Annotated in this window: 13 protein-coding genes; 9 read left to right on the top strand and 4 right to left on the bottom strand. The window is 46.4% G+C overall.

The genetic code is table 11. From position 1 onward, the window contains the following. Window positions 1–25 precede the first annotated feature (25 nt). A complete protein-coding gene (locus tag ACQEXT_RS14835) occupies window positions 26–628 on the top strand; it encodes a thiol:disulfide interchange protein DsbA/DsbL (protein ID WP_426952780.1) in 603 nt (200 codons plus the stop codon). Between the two features lie 56 nt (window positions 629–684). On the opposite strand, the gene ACQEXT_RS14840 is transcribed toward ACQEXT_RS14835, so the two are convergent. Further along, a complete protein-coding gene (locus ACQEXT_RS14840) occupies window positions 685–1,569 on the bottom strand; it encodes an acyltransferase (protein ID WP_138972838.1) in 885 nt (294 codons plus the stop codon). A gap of 182 nt (window positions 1,570–1,751) precedes the next feature. Between ACQEXT_RS14840 and ACQEXT_RS14845 the strand changes: the two genes are divergently transcribed. Then, a complete protein-coding gene (locus tag ACQEXT_RS14845) occupies window positions 1,752–2,741 on the top strand; it encodes a DUF2860 domain-containing protein (RefSeq protein ID WP_426952782.1) in 990 nt (329 codons plus the stop codon). 45 nt (window positions 2,742–2,786) lie between these two features. On the opposite strand, the gene ACQEXT_RS14850 is transcribed toward ACQEXT_RS14845, so the two are convergent. Next, the gene (locus ACQEXT_RS14850) at window positions 2,787–4,310 is read right to left on the bottom strand and encodes a YifB family Mg chelatase-like AAA ATPase (protein WP_426952783.1); all 1,524 of its coding nucleotides are present in this window, start codon (window positions 4,308–4,310) and stop codon (window positions 2,787–2,789) included. A 476-nt stretch (window positions 4,311–4,786) separates the two neighbouring features. Here ACQEXT_RS14850 and ilvG point away from each other — a divergent pair, with 476 nt between their 5' ends. The 6 genes from ilvG (at window position 4,787) to ACQEXT_RS14880 (ending at window position 12,266) form a co-directional block, all read left to right on the top strand. Further along, a complete protein-coding gene (ilvG, locus tag ACQEXT_RS14855) occupies window positions 4,787–6,433 on the top strand; it encodes an acetolactate synthase 2 catalytic subunit (protein WP_426952784.1) in 1,647 nt (548 codons plus the stop codon). Between the two features lies 1 nt (window position 6,434). Further along, on the top strand, window positions 6,435–6,719 hold the full coding sequence (gene ilvM, locus ACQEXT_RS14860; RefSeq protein WP_138972842.1) for an acetolactate synthase 2 small subunit: 285 nt from the start codon (window positions 6,435–6,437) through the stop codon (window positions 6,717–6,719). An 11-nt stretch (window positions 6,720–6,730) separates the two neighbouring features. Next, complete coding sequence (gene ilvE / locus ACQEXT_RS14865; RefSeq protein WP_426952785.1) at window positions 6,731–7,678, top strand: branched-chain-amino-acid transaminase; 948 nt, start codon at window positions 6,731–6,733, stop codon at window positions 7,676–7,678. A gap of 12 nt (window positions 7,679–7,690) precedes the next feature. Continuing rightward, window positions 7,691–9,532, top strand: coding sequence for a dihydroxy-acid dehydratase (ilvD, locus tag ACQEXT_RS14870; protein ID WP_138972844.1), 1,842 nt, complete (start codon window positions 7,691–7,693; stop codon window positions 9,530–9,532). A 3-nt stretch (window positions 9,533–9,535) separates the two neighbouring features. Further along, the gene (ilvA, locus tag ACQEXT_RS14875) at window positions 9,536–11,065 is read left to right on the top strand and encodes a threonine ammonia-lyase, biosynthetic (RefSeq protein ID WP_138972845.1); all 1,530 of its coding nucleotides are present in this window, start codon (window positions 9,536–9,538) and stop codon (window positions 11,063–11,065) included. A 220-nt stretch (window positions 11,066–11,285) separates the two neighbouring features. Continuing rightward, window positions 11,286–12,266: an MDR family oxidoreductase gene (locus ACQEXT_RS14880; RefSeq protein WP_331417326.1), complete on the top strand. Its 981-nt coding sequence runs from the start codon at window positions 11,286–11,288 to the stop codon at window positions 12,264–12,266. A 59-nt stretch (window positions 12,267–12,325) separates the two neighbouring features. Here the strand turns inward: ACQEXT_RS14880 and ACQEXT_RS14885 are convergent, their stop codons facing one another. Together ACQEXT_RS14885 and ACQEXT_RS14890 are read right to left on the bottom strand one after the other, a co-directional pair. Next, window positions 12,326–13,267, bottom strand: coding sequence for a LysR family transcriptional regulator (locus tag ACQEXT_RS14885; protein WP_269378283.1), 942 nt, complete (start codon window positions 13,265–13,267; stop codon window positions 12,326–12,328). A 154-nt stretch (window positions 13,268–13,421) separates the two neighbouring features. Further along, window positions 13,422–13,613, bottom strand: a complete 192-nt coding sequence (locus tag ACQEXT_RS14890; RefSeq protein ID WP_426952787.1) for a hypothetical protein — start codon at window positions 13,611–13,613, stop codon at window positions 13,422–13,424. Between the two features lie 134 nt (window positions 13,614–13,747). Between ACQEXT_RS14890 and tusA the strand changes: the two genes are divergently transcribed. Beyond that, window positions 13,748–13,996: a sulfurtransferase TusA gene (gene tusA / locus ACQEXT_RS14895; RefSeq protein WP_138972849.1), complete on the top strand. Its 249-nt coding sequence runs from the start codon at window positions 13,748–13,750 to the stop codon at window positions 13,994–13,996. Window positions 13,997–14,039: the final 43 nt, after the last annotated feature.

Here is a 14,039-nt window from a genome sequence, read left to right on the forward strand (position 1 = left end):
ACAATAATTACACATGGAGTTAAGAATGAAAAAGCTGTTTGCACTCGTCGCAACAATGATGCTGAGCTTATCGGCTCATGCTGCACAATTTAGTCAAGGTGAACACTATAAAGTCCTTGAACTTGAAGCTTCAAAGAAACCGACAGTGACTGAGTTTTTCTCGTTCTACTGCCCTCACTGTAATACCTTTGAGCCTATCATTCAGCAGCTAAAAGCGCAGCTACCTAAGGATGCTAAGTTCCAGAAGAACCACGTCTCTTCTATGGGCGGCAACATGGGAGAGTCAATGAGCAAGGCTTACGCCACCATGATTGTGCTAAAGATCGAAGACAAGATGACACCTGTGCTGTTTGACCGAATTCATAACATGCGCAAAGCACCAAAGAATGATGAGGAATTACGCCAAATCTTCCTTGATGAAGGTGTCGATGCAGACAAGTTCGATGCTGCGTTCAATGGTTTTGCTGTGGATTCTATGGTTCGTCGTTTCGACAAGCAGTTCAAAGATAGCGGTCTTTCCGGTGTGCCAGCCGTTGTGGTCAACAACAAATACTTAGTACAGGCTCAATCGATTAAAACGCTTGATGAATACTTTGCATTGGTCAACTATCTACTGACACTGAAGTAATCGCTACAGATCAAAAAAGGGAGCATACGGCTCCCTTTTTGATCCCAATGATGCAATTACTTTTCCTGATGCAGCTCCTTGAGCACAGCATCTTTTTCCTTCCAAACATCTCCCAACCATTGCTGAAACTGACGTTTATACGGTTTGTCGTTAAAGTAATCACCTCGCACTTTTTCATCAACAGGCAGAACCTGAGTACGAACCACTATTCTTTGCATTCTTCCCATCAAAGCATCTTTAAATGGCTTTTCTGTATTGTCAGGGTAAGCCAGTGTGACATCGATAATATTATCAAACTGGTCGCCCATCGCCGCTAACGTGTAGGCAATGCCACCTGTTTTAGGTTGGAGCAGATAGTCATAGCCAGCTGTACTCTTACGCTGCTTTTGCGGTGTAAAACGAGTCCCCTCTACGTAATTCACCACTGTTGTCGGCGTGTGTTTAAATTTGGCACATGAACGACGAGTGGTTGCGAGATCCTGACCACGCTTTTCTGGATGACGAATCAGATACTCCCGCGAATAACGGCGCATAAATGGCATATCCAACGCCCAGCAAGCCATTCCAATGAAAGGAACATAGAGTAATTGTTGTTTAAGGAAAAACTTGGGCATTGGAATGCGATCTTTAAACACACAGCACAACACGACAATATCAGTCCAACTCAGGTGGTTACTGATCATTAAATACCAACCGTCTTTCTTCAGCTCATCTCCCCCCTGAACATCCCATTCAACTTGGTTCGAAACATTCAGAATGGCCGAGTTAATCGTCGCCCATAGCCACATCACTTTATTGGCTAATTGGGTGCCTTTCGCTTTCAGCGCCGCAGTTGGAAGAAGAAGCTTGAATACAGCGATAATACAGATAGCTACCGAACACAAAGCTGAGTTTAAGATAACTAAGGAAACATTCAGAATAAGAAGTAAATGTGCCAACATAACGCTTAATAATGAGATTTGAAGAAAATTTAATATAGTTTTACTAATGGATAATAAAACAGCGTGTAATTATACAAGCCATTGGAAAGTTTGAAACTAATCTGGCTATGGTCAGAGTAGTTAATCAACACTATTTCCGGTGATGTCACCTTATTTAGCATTACACTTTTGGAGAACTCACAATGAGCACCAAACCTATCATGCTCTCAACTGCCATTTTCTGCTTCTGCGCTGCTCCAGCGATGGCCCAGTTGTCAGACACCGCTGGTATCAGTGGTGAAATTTCGTTGAGCGCCGGTTACCTTTCTTCAACATCCAATTTCAATACCGATGCCAACGCAACCATTAATGACAACAACCAAAAAGGTGAAAGTGACAGCAGCTTTATCCCTGTACCTCTCGGTAGCATCGCCTATACATTTGGAAGCCAGCTAGATAGACAGCTATATGTGGGTACATCTAGAGAAGATATCGCAGTAGGTACCTTAGCGTTAGAGTTGGGCTATAAGCAACTGCTGGCAAATGGAACAGTGATAGATGCCTCTTTCCTACCGACAATCATGTCTGGTGAAACATGGTCAGATCCTTTTAAAACAGGTTCAGCAAGAAGCGTAACCGACGAGAAAGGCAATGCCTTCCGTCTAAAATTCAGCAATATTAATAATTCTGGCTTTAGCTTGGACACCGCTTATGCCAGTCAGGAAGTAGAGAACGAACGTTCAGGTCTAGATTCTGGCTACGTATCATCGGCTCACCTTTTAAAAAGAGATGCAGACAAACTCTATCTAAAAGGTGACTATCGGATGCGCATCCAACCCGGTACATTTTTAGCCCCCTCCATTACGTTGGTAAAATCGGATGCTGAAGGGGATGCCTATTCCTTTACTTCATGGAGAGGCGAACTATCCCTATTTAAAGTAATGGAGCGTCACCAGTTTGCTCTCACAGCTGGCTACACGCACTTCAGTTACGACGCCTCTCATCCGGTTTACAATACAACGCGTGCTGATGATGAATTTAGCCTGTTTGCGGCCTATGAGTACCAACAATTAATGGGCTTGCGTGATTGGTCTCTGATCTCGTTTGCGGGTTATGGGCAAAAAGACTCAAACATCAACTTTTACCAAGAACAACAGTTAATATTCTCCATAGGTGTTAACTACAAGTTTTAAGCATCGGAAAGCCCACTGAACACCTTCTGTGGGCTTCCATTCAATCTATACCGCTTGTTCGGTAAGTTGTCGCAGCAGTCGGTCCATAGAACGATAACCAAGGGCCTCAGCAAGATGATTACGCTCTATTTGGGGTGAATCTTCTAAATCAGCAATGGTACGAGCAACTTTAATGATTCGGTGATAAGCACGAATCGATAGACCCAATCGATGCAAAGCATTCTCTAGAAACTGCGCATCCTGCTTTTGCAGTGGACAATAACGCTCGATTTCTCGACTAGTGAGTAAAGCATTAACCTTGTTGGCACGCGAGAGCATTTTTTCACGCGCTAGCAGCACTCGCTGTTTGACAACCGAGGTCGATTCTCCTCTGTCACCCCCCTCTGCTAGGGTCCCCTTTGGTAAGGCAGGGATTTCCAACGACATATCGAATCGGTCAAGTAAAGGCCCTGACAAACGACTCAAATAGCGCAAAATAACTTGTGGGTTAACTCGAGATAAATTGCCCTCGTAATACCCCGTAGGACTAGGGTTCAAAGCGCCAACCAACTGAAAACGTGCCGGAAATCGCGTTTTTCCTTGCGCGCGTGAAATAATAATTTCACCGGACTCAAGAGGTTCCCGCAAAGAATCCAACACTTTGCGTTCAAATTCTGGCATCTCATCAAGAAACAACAAACCATTGTGGGCGAGCGAAATTTCACCCGGTCTCGGAATAGAGCCACCTCCCACTAAGGCTGCCATTGAACTTGTATGGTGTGGAGCGCGAAATGGCCTCTGTTTCCAATTATGAACATTAATCTCTTGTTGTGTCAGTGAGGCTATCGAAGCGGTTTCTAGCGCTTCTTGATCCGACATCTCGGGTAATAAGTCACACAGCCTCGACGCCAACATCGTTTTACCCGTCCCTGGAGGGCCTAGAAAAAGCAAATTGTGGTTGCCAGCAGCGGCTATTTCCAAGGCGCGTTTGCCTTGTTGCTGACCAATAATGTCCTGCATGTCACGCTGTAAATGCGACTGACTCTCCTGGTATTCGCTTTGGTGAAGAGACAAGGGTTGCTGGCCCGAAAGGTCTGCACACACTTCAAGTAGACTGTGAGCTGATTTATGCCGTTCCGCCCCAACCAACGCCGCCTGATCACCATTTTGATGTGGTACAACTAAGCTACGTTTGACACGATTTGCGGCTAAAGCAGCAGGTAGAACACCTTTGACGTATCTCAGTTCACCTGACAGTGCCAATTCACCAATAAATTCTCGCTCAGATAACGCGACGGTAGGTATTTGCTCTGAAGCGGCCAAGATACCCAACGCAATGGGCAGATCAAACCTTCCTCCCTCTTTGGGAAGATCGGCAGGAGCAAGATTCACCGTAATTCGTTTAGCGGGAAACTCAAAGCGTGAATTAACAATGGCGCTGCGAACTCTATCTCGTGATTCTTTAACCGTCGTTTCGGGTAACCCAACCAAACAAAAACCGGGCATACCATTACTAATATGTACTTCGACTGTCACCGAAGGTGCTTCAACACCCACACAGGCTCGACTGTGAATAATGGCTAATCCCATAGTGAATCCATCTTGTAGATGCTCATTATTTATCCCCCTGATAGTTAGTTCATTTTCTTATCAAGGTTGTTATATAGCTTGGCTAGATGCTGAAAGAATGTGAAAAAAGAATGAGTTTTTGCTTGTCATTTAACGGATATGTATGTTACCACTAGAGACGCAAACATTTTCGTGCCCTATTCGGCACACATAACTATAGAAAATAAGATGAACTTTAACGCCCGCACTAACGCACTGATTGCCCTGATTATCGTGGTCATTATTGACACCGCGCGGGGTCTAGTGGGCGAAAGATAACCACAGAATAGAAAAAACCCCCGCACTGCAAAGTCCGGGGGTTTTTTTACAATTAGTCGCTGAAAAATTTGGCTGACATAAATTTAAAGCTCATAAATAGAGCTTGCAGGAAGAATGGGAGCGCACATGACGTGCAATAAAACACAACATCAAGATAAGGACAGCCGAGGGGGTAGAGGATGACAGGTGCAGAGCTAGTCGTAGCTGCTCTACAACAGCAAGGAATCAAAACCGTTTTTGGTTACCCTGGCGGTGCCATTATGCCAATCTATGACGCACTATATGATGGTGGCGTTGAACATATCCTCTGTCGCCATGAACAAGGTGCAGCAATGGCTGCAATTGGTATGGCTAGAGCAACACAAAGTGTCGCCGTATGCATGGCCACTTCAGGCCCCGGTGCTACAAACTTAGTGACAGGTTTGGCCGATGCTTTCATGGACTCTATTCCGCTAGTTGCCATTACTGGTCAGGTTGCGAGTTCGCACATTGGTACTGATGCCTTTCAGGAAATGGATGTCATAGGGATGTCACTATCCTGTACCAAACACAGCTATCTCGTCACTGACATCAATGACCTCGCCCCCACATTGGCCGAAGCGTTTGAAGTAGCGAAAACAGGCCGTCCAGGCCCAGTCATTGTCGATATCGCTAAAGATGTACAGCTTGGGCAAGCTCCTGTTGAGCTACTACCACCATTTACCCCACCTGCAATGCCCGTTGCCAGCCAAGAAGCAATAGCGAAAGCTCAGGAGCTTCTTTCACAAAGTTCTCGTCCTGTTCTTTATGTTGGTGGTGGCGTACAACTAGGTCACGCAACCAATGCTGTGCGCGAATTCTTGCGTCTAAACCCTATGCCATCAGTGAGTACGCTGAAAGGCTTAGGCACTATCGAACGTCACGACCCACATTACCTAGGTATGCTAGGTATGCACGGAACCAAGGCTGCAAACCTTGTTGTTCAGGAATGTGACCTTTTGATTGCTGTTGGTGCACGTTTCGATGACCGTGTGACAGGTAAGCTCGATACTTTCGCTCCCAATGCCAAAGTTATCCATATCGATATCGACGCAGCTGAAATCCATAAACTTCGCCAAGCAAACGCTCCAGTTCGTGCAGAAATTCCAGCCGTTCTTCCTCATCTTGAACTCACTCAAGATATTACGCCTTGGGTTAAACACAGTGAAAGTCTGCGCAGTGGGTTTAAGTGGCGCTATGACCATCCAGGTGATCTGATCTATGCACCGGGACTGCTCAAACAACTTTCTGATCTCATGCCAGATAGCTCGATTGTTTCAACAGATGTTGGCCAACATCAAATGTGGGCAGCTCAGCATATTCAGCCTCGTGATCCACAGAACTTCATCACTTCAGCAGGACTTGGCACCATGGGCTTTGGCTTGCCAGCAGCAATGGGCGCCGCAGTAGCTCGTCCTGATGATCAGTCTATTCTCATTACGGGTGATGGTTCGTTTATGATGAATGTGCAGGAGCTTGGGACACTAAAACGTCGCCAAATTCCTGTAAAAATCGTACTACTCAACAACCAACGCTTAGGCATGGTGCGCCAATGGCAATCATTGTTTTTCGATGGCCGCCACAGCGAAACTATCTTAGATGATAACCCTGATTTTGTAATGCTAGCCAAAGCCTTTGATATTCCTGGTAAAACCATCACCAAGAAAGAAGAAGTTGAGCCAGCACTAAAAGAGATGCTAGAAAGTAACACGTCATACCTTCTTCATGTTTTAATCGATGAGGAAGAAAATGTCTGGCCACTTGTACCACCAGGTGCATCAAACAATGACATGCTGGAGAACACATAACATGGAAAGATACTTAATCGACATTAAAGCAGACGACAAACCCGTTCTGCTAGAACGTGTACTTCGCGTTGTTCGTCACCGTGGCTTCACTGTTAAACAGGTGGCAGGCACACAAAACCACGAAAGCAGAATCGCCAGCGTAGAGATCATCGTTGATAGCGACCGCCCAATCTCGTTCCTAACCAATCAGATCGAGAAGCTTTGGGACGTGCGCACCGTTGAAGTCACGCAAATTGCGCGAGATGAATTACCAAATAACAACTTACAACAAAAGATTTGTGCATAAGGAAGGCAATAATGGCTACAAAAACAGCAGATTACATTTGGTTTAATGGTGAGATGGTTCCTTGGGCGGAGGCTAACGTACACGTTTTGACTCACGCGATGCACTACGGCACTTCAGTATTTGAAGGCGTACGCTGCTACAACACACCAAATGGTCCAATTGTCTTCCGTCATCTAGAGCATGCGAAGCGTCTGAAAGATTCAGCAAAAATATACCGTTTCCCGATTCCATACACGATTGAAGAAATCATGGAAGCAACGCGTGAAACTCTGCGTCAAAACAAACTGGATAGCGCTTACATCCGTCCACTCGGTTTTGTAGGTAACGTTGGCCTTGGTGTTTGTCCACCAGTCGGCACAGAGATGGATCTCATCATTGCTGCCTTTCCTTGGGGTTCTTACCTAGGCGAAGATGCGCTAGAAAAAGGTGTAGATGCCATGATTTCTAGCTGGAACCGCGCTGCACCAAATACCATTCCAACCGCAGCAAAAGCTGGTGGTAACTACCTTTCTTCTCTACTGGTTGGTGGTGAAGCTCGTCGCCACGGATATGCTGAAGGCATCGCACTCAGCGTTGATGGTTACCTATCTGAAGGTGCTGGTGAAAACATTTTTGTGGTTAAAGATGGTGTTATCTGTACTCCACCAGCAACCAGCGCGATCCTACCAGGCATTACTCGTGACTCCATTATGACCATCGCTCGAGATCGTGGTTACGAAGTGCGTGAAGCTAACATCGCTCGTGAAGCACTGTACCTTGCAGACGAAGTATTCATGACAGGTACCGCCGCGGAAATCGTTCCTGTTGCGACGGTCGACAAAATTGAAGTGGGTAGCGGTAAACGCGGCCCTATCACTAAAGAGCTGCAAGAAGCTTACTTCGGCCTATTCAACGGTACGACGGAAGATAAATGGGGTTGGCTAGATTACGTTTACCCAGAGAACGCACCGGCAAAATAAGGAAGTAGTAAGATGCCTAAATATAGATCAGCAACCACCACTCATGGACGCAATATGGCGGGTGCACGCGCTTTATGGCGTGCGACCGGTGTTAAAGATGAAGACTTTGGTAAACCAATCATTGCGGTAGTGAACTCATTTACCCAATTTGTACCAGGTCATGTTCACCTGAAAGACATGGGGCAGTTAGTCGCTCGTGAAATTGAGAAAGCAGGCGGTATCGCTAAAGAGTTTAATACGATCGCGGTAGACGATGGCATCGCGATGGGTCACGGTGGCATGCTCTACTCGCTACCATCACGTGAACTGATTGCTGACTCAGTAGAATACATGGTCAATGCTCACTGTGCTGATGCCATGGTCTGTATCTCGAACTGTGACAAAATCACGCCGGGGATGCTAATGGCGTCAATGCGCCTCAACATCCCGGTAATTTTCGTCTCTGGCGGCCCTATGGAAGCGGGTAAAACCAAGCTTTCTGATCAAATCATCAAACTAGACCTTGTTGATGCCATGATCCAAGGGGCTGACCCGAAAGTTTCTGACGAACAAAGCGAACAGATCGAGCGTTCAGCGTGTCCAACCTGTGGTTCATGTTCAGGTATGTTCACAGCTAACTCAATGAACTGTCTGACTGAAGCTCTAGGCTTATCTCAGCCGGGTAACGGTTCAATGCTGGCAACGCACGCAGACCGTGAGCAGCTATTCCTTAACGCAGGTCGACGCATTGTTGAACTGACACGTCGTTACTACGAGCAAGATGACGAATCTGCACTACCACGCAACATTGCAACGTTTGACGCATTTGAAAACGCGATGGCATTGGATATCGCAATGGGTGGTTCAACCAATACCATCCTGCACCTATTGGCTGCTGCACAAGAAGGTGAGGTTGACTTTGATATGGAAGATATCGACCGCCTATCTCGTCAGGTACCGCATCTATGTAAAGTGGCGCCATCTACGCAGAAATACCACATGGAAGACGTGCACCGCGCTGGTGGTGTAATGGCTATCCTTGGTGAGCTTGACCGCGCAGGACTGCTACACAGCGACGCACATACCGTACTGGGTCTTTCTATGAAAGAGCAGTTAGCCAAATACGACATCATGCAGACCGAAGATGAAGAGGTTCTAAAATTCTTCCGCGCGGGCCCTGCTGGCATTCGTACGACCAAAGCATTCTCACAAGATTGCCGTTGGGATCGCCTTGATGATGACCGCAAAGAAGGTTGTATCCGCACGAAAGAGAATGCCTTCAGCCAAGAGGGAGGCTTAGCCGTTCTTTCAGGCAACATCGCTCTCGATGGTTGTATCGTGAAAACAGCAGGGGTGGATGAAAGCATCCTTAAATTTACCGGTCCGGCTGTCGTTTTTGAAAGCCAAGAAGATGCCGTTGAAGGTATTCTGGGCGGCAAAGTGAAAGCTGGTGATGTGGTCATTATCCGCTACGAAGGCCCTAAAGGTGGCCCTGGTATGCAAGAGATGTTGTACCCAACGACTTACCTCAAATCGATGGGTTTAGGTAAAGAGTGTGCCCTGCTGACTGACGGTCGATTCTCAGGCGGAACATCGGGACTATCTATCGGTCACGCTTCTCCTGAAGCAGCCAACGGTGGTGCTATCGGTCTGGTAAGAGAAGGCGATATGATCGCAATTGATATTCCTAACCGTTCAATCTCTCTTGAGGTTTCAGAACAGGAACTTGCTGAGCGCCGTGCAAAACAAGACGAACTTGGCTGGAAACCAGCTGATCGTCAACGTGAAGTATCATTTGCACTAAAAGCTTACGCGAGTATGGCTACCAGTGCTGACAAAGGTGCGGTACGAGATAAATCTAAGCTAGAGGGCTAGCTTATGACGCTTACGCAACAAACTGGCGCAGACTATCTGCGCCAGATCTTAAGAGCTCCAGTTTATGAAGTGGCGACCGTTACGCCACTTCAGGATATGCCCCGTCTTTCGGCTCGTATTGGCAATAACGTTCAAATTAAACGTGAAGACCGCCAACCCGTGCACTCGTTCAAACTGCGAGGTGCGTACAATATGGTCGCGAGTTTGAACGATGAACAGAAATCAGCAGGCGTGATCGCTGCGTCGGCAGGCAACCATGCACAAGGCATGGCGCTATCGGGCACGAAACTAGGCATAAAGACTACCATTGTCATGCCTAAAACGACACCGGATATCAAGGTAGAAGCGGTACGCGGATTTGGCGGCAATGTGGTTCTACATGGCAGCAACTTTGATGAAGCTAAAGCGGAAGCTGAACGTTTGTCTACTGAGCATGGTTACACCTTTGTTCCTCCGTTTGATCACCCTTTGGTCATTGCTGGTCAGGGAACAATTGGCATGGAGATGCTGCAACAAAATGGTCATCTCGATTACATCTTTGTCCCTGTTGGTGGTGGTGGTCTTGCTGCAGGCGTTGCTGTTCTAGTCAAACAACTGATGCCTGAGATAAAAGTCATTGCTGTTGAACCTGAAGATTCCTCTTGTCTGAAAGCCGCTCTAGACGCAGGAGAGCCTGTCGTTTTAGACCAAGTGAGTATGTTTGCTGACGGCGTAGCCGTAAAACGTATCGGAGAAGAGACATTCCGCCTTTGTCAAAAATACATCGATGGACACATCTCGGTATCCAGCGATGAAATCTGCTCTGCGGTAAAAGATATCTTTGAAGATACCCGTGCGATTGCCGAACCTTCTGGTGCACTCGCTCTGGCTGGACTAAAGAAATTTGCAGAAAAGAATGAACTCAAGGGTAAAAACCTTGGAACCGTTTTATCAGGCGCAAACACTAACTTCCACGGTCTGCGTTACGTCTCCGAGCGTTGCGAGCTCGGTGAAAAACGTGAAGGCCTGTTAGCTGTCACGATTCCTGAACGCCAAGGGGCATTCTTCGAATTTTGTAACTTAATTGGTGGCCGTGCTGTCACTGAGTTTAACTATCGTTACAATGATGATTCTTTAGCGAATATCTTTGTCGGTGTTCGTCTGCAGGGTGGTCAAGAAGAGTTAGAACATATCATTCATGATCTACGTAACGGCGGTTACCCAGTGGTTGATTTGTCAGATGACGAAATGGCAAAACTGCATATTCGCTACATGATTGGTGGAAAGCCATCTAAACCACTGAAAGAACGTCTCTATAGTTTTGAGTTTCCTGAGTACCCCGGCGCTCTTCTTAAATTTTTAAGTACCTTAGGGACACACTGGAATATTAGCCTGTTCAACTACCGCAACCATGGTGCTGACTATGGTCGAGTACTGTGTGGCTTTGAATTGGATGAGTCAGATCTCTCTCAATTCTCAGCTCATCTGCGTGAATTGGGTTATCAATGCAAAGACGAAACCGACAACCCGTCGTATAAGTTCTTCCTTTCCTAGTTAGGATACCCTCAATACTCAGCCTCTTGCTTTCAGTAAGAGGCTTTTTTATTTGGCTTTAGTGATTTTTCGCTCTGAACCGTGAGCACTAACCTGTCAGCTTATTGGACAGAATGCGTGATACGCATAGATATAATGCTAAAGTTTCATTTTAGTCATGCCTTATTTAGGTCTACACTCAATTCTGTTTTTTAATTGCTGCCCGTGGTGGAGACGACAAATGTTTAACGCACTGATCCTAAACCAAGAAGACAAACGCACTATTGCTTCCATCGAGCAAATCGATGAATCACAACTTCCTCAAGGTGAAGTCCTAATCGACGTCGATTACTCATCTCTCAACTACAAAGATGGTTTGGCTATCACTGGTAAAGGCAAAATTATCCGTAATTTTCCAATGGTGCCTGGTATTGATATGGCGGGAACCGTTGTCAGCTCTGAAGACAACCGCTACCAAGCGGGTGACAAAGTTGTACTCACCGGCTGGGGTGTGGGTGAAAACCACTGGGGTGGCATGGCTCAGCGTGCTCGTTTACAAGCAGACTGGCTAGTCCCACTACCAAAAGGTATCGACAGTAAAAAAGCCATGATGGTAGGAACCGCAGGTTTTACTGGCATGTTGTGTGTGCAAGCTCTGCTTGATGCTGGTATCACACCAGAGTCCGGTGAAGTACTTGTAACAGGTGCGAGTGGCGGGGTTGGCTCGGTTGCCGTATCGCTGCTGGCAGCTTTGGGCTATCAAGTAACAGCTGTCACCGGACGTGTCGAACAAAATGGTCCACTACTAGAGAAACTTGGCGCTAGCCGAATCATTGATCGAGCGGAGTTTGAAGAACCTGCGCGTCCACTAGAAAAACAAGTTTGGGCGGGTGCGGTTGATACCGTAGGCAGTAAAGTGCTAGCGAAAGTTCTTGCGCAAATGGATTATAACGGCGCTGTAGCAGCATGTGGGCTTGCTGGCGGCTTTGACCTACCAACAACCGTCATGCCGTTTATTCTACGTAACGTACGTCTACAAGGCGTTGACTCGGTAATGTGCCCAACCGAAAAACGTATTGCGGCGTGGGAGAGACTGGTTGAGCTCCTTCCAGAGAGCTACTTTGAACAAGCATGTACAGAGATTGAGCTTCAAGATGCGCCAAAATACGCTGAAGATATCACCAACGGTCAAGTAACAGGTCGAGTGGTGATCAAACTTTAGCGACAGCAAAACTCAAAGAGCCAGCACCTGTAATGCTGGCTCTTATTGATTCTGCCTGTCTAATCTAACCCAATATCTTCTATTCGCTTGGCAATTAAACGACTACATTCTTCTTTAACTATCCCACGCAGCCACTCCTGAGAAGGTGAATGTTCACAGCGAGGATGCCAAATCATTGAATAATCAAAGGGCGTAAACTGAAATGGCAACGGCTTGATGAGCAAGTCATAACGTTCAGCAACTAAGTACGCCAAATCAGCAGGCACGGTAATAATGATTGGCATGGTATCCACAATCGCCAATGCCGCCTCAAGATGATATGCCCTTAACACCATTTTCCGCTCAGGTTGATCAATCAAAGCCTGCTCAATCAGTGCCTTAACTCCATCACTTATCGCTATCATCGCATGTGGATAGGTCAAATAATCCGATAGGCTCATCTCTTTATCTGCTAAAGGATGCTGTTTTGAGAGCAAGCAAAGCACACCTACCCGACCAAGAATTTCACTGCGTAGTGGTTCGACTGGACCAATAGGTCGGCAGATGGCTAAGTCTGCCCCTTGATAAGTCAGTTGATCAGCGAGTCTGTCATGTTGCAAAGGTAGGAAGTTAAACGAAACATTCGGCGCTTCCTGATAGATTCGCGGTAGAGCAAAGGGCAGTATGGTTTGCATCGCGTAATCTGTGGTCGCTATATTGAACGTCTGATCGCAGCTCCTTGGCTCAAACTCTAATGGTGACAACAACTGGCGAAGAGATTCGAGAGGTTCACCCAAAGCCTGATCGATTTCCAGCGCTTTTTGCGTTGGAATCAAGTGCTGACCTTGCCGAGTAAACAGTGGATCGGAGAGCATTTCACGTAAACGCCCAAGCACTCGACTCATAGCCGATTGACTGAGGTTGAGGCGGTTTGCCGCTTTGCTGACGCTGCATTCCTCGATAAGAACACGAAGAGCCACCAACAAGCTAAGGTCACGACGATAAATGTCTTCTAATTCCACGTTTAACCATCATTTTTTGAAAAGGTGTCTGCAATTGTACCTTTTTCAGGCAAAAAAAATCCCGCTTTTCAGCGGGGAAGCCCAAGAAAACTGGGGATAGTGTCGGAATGTAGTTGAGCGTAGTGACAGAAATGAATGACGGTTGGAAGCGCAATCATCCATTCTCTTGCTCTTCAGATGCGCTCGGCCAGCGATGCATCTCGAGCCAGATCCCTACAACCGTCGTACCCATGCCGAGTAGCGGCATAAACGAAGACGATTCTGCTGGTGAACGTAAAACAAGAGCGCAGAAAGAGATAAAGCACAACACTGAATAGATTGTTAACCGATCTAATGCTGTCAACATAATAGCTCCCTCGTTCAAATGTTACCAACTTGTTAACTAAGTTAAAACAAAATGATCCGTTTGCCAAGGGGTTATTGAATATTTTTTCTTCACTAGTATTATCTAGGCCAAATTAAGTAACCAAAGATACGACCATGACATTCAATATCGAGCAGGCAAATCAAACATTAGAGGCAGAAGGACTACGCTGCCCAGAGCCAGTGATGATGGTCAGGAAGACAATTCGAAACATGCAAGATGGTGAGGTTCTGCTTGTTAAAGCTGATGACCCATCAACAACCCGAGACATTCCCAGTTTCTGTCGCTTTATGGATCATCAGTTAATCGGCTCTCAGACAGAACAACTGCCATACCTATATTTAATTAAGAAAGGAATGGCATAGCATAGAGGCCATTAGCAAGAGATGAAAAAACGGCAGCCCTAGG

The organism is Vibrio sp. TRT 29B02 (assembly GCF_050113655.1).
GTDB lineage: Bacteria > Pseudomonadota > Gammaproteobacteria > Enterobacterales > Vibrionaceae > Vibrio.

Excerpts from the sequence above, each read along its gene's own strand:
- ACQEXT_RS14835 (WP_426952780.1), top strand. The coding sequence starts at position 26 with ATGAAAAAGCTGTTTGCACTCGTCGCAACAATGATGCTGAGCTTATCG.
- ilvE (WP_426952785.1), top strand. The coding sequence starts at position 6,731 with ATGGCTACAAAAACAGCAGATTACATTTGGTTTAATGGTGAGATGGTT.
- ilvG (WP_426952784.1), top strand. The coding sequence starts at position 4,787 with ATGACAGGTGCAGAGCTAGTCGTAGCTGCTCTACAACAGCAAGGAATC.
- tusA (WP_138972849.1), top strand. The coding sequence starts at position 13,748 with ATGACATTCAATATCGAGCAGGCAAATCAAACATTAGAGGCAGAAGGA.
- ACQEXT_RS14850 (WP_426952783.1), bottom strand. The coding sequence starts at position 4,310 with ATGGGATTAGCCATTATTCACAGTCGAGCCTGTGTGGGTGTTGAAGCA.
- ilvD (WP_138972844.1), top strand. The coding sequence starts at position 7,691 with ATGCCTAAATATAGATCAGCAACCACCACTCATGGACGCAATATGGCG.
- ACQEXT_RS14840 (WP_138972838.1), bottom strand. The coding sequence starts at position 1,569 with ATGTTGGCACATTTACTTCTTATTCTGAATGTTTCCTTAGTTATCTTA.
- ilvA (WP_138972845.1), top strand. The coding sequence starts at position 9,536 with ATGACGCTTACGCAACAAACTGGCGCAGACTATCTGCGCCAGATCTTA.
- ACQEXT_RS14890 (WP_426952787.1), bottom strand. The coding sequence starts at position 13,613 with ATGTTGACAGCATTAGATCGGTTAACAATCTATTCAGTGTTGTGCTTT.
- ACQEXT_RS14845 (WP_426952782.1), top strand. The coding sequence starts at position 1,752 with ATGAGCACCAAACCTATCATGCTCTCAACTGCCATTTTCTGCTTCTGC.
- ACQEXT_RS14880 (WP_331417326.1), top strand. The coding sequence starts at position 11,286 with ATGTTTAACGCACTGATCCTAAACCAAGAAGACAAACGCACTATTGCT.
- ilvM (WP_138972842.1), top strand. The coding sequence starts at position 6,435 with ATGGAAAGATACTTAATCGACATTAAAGCAGACGACAAACCCGTTCTG.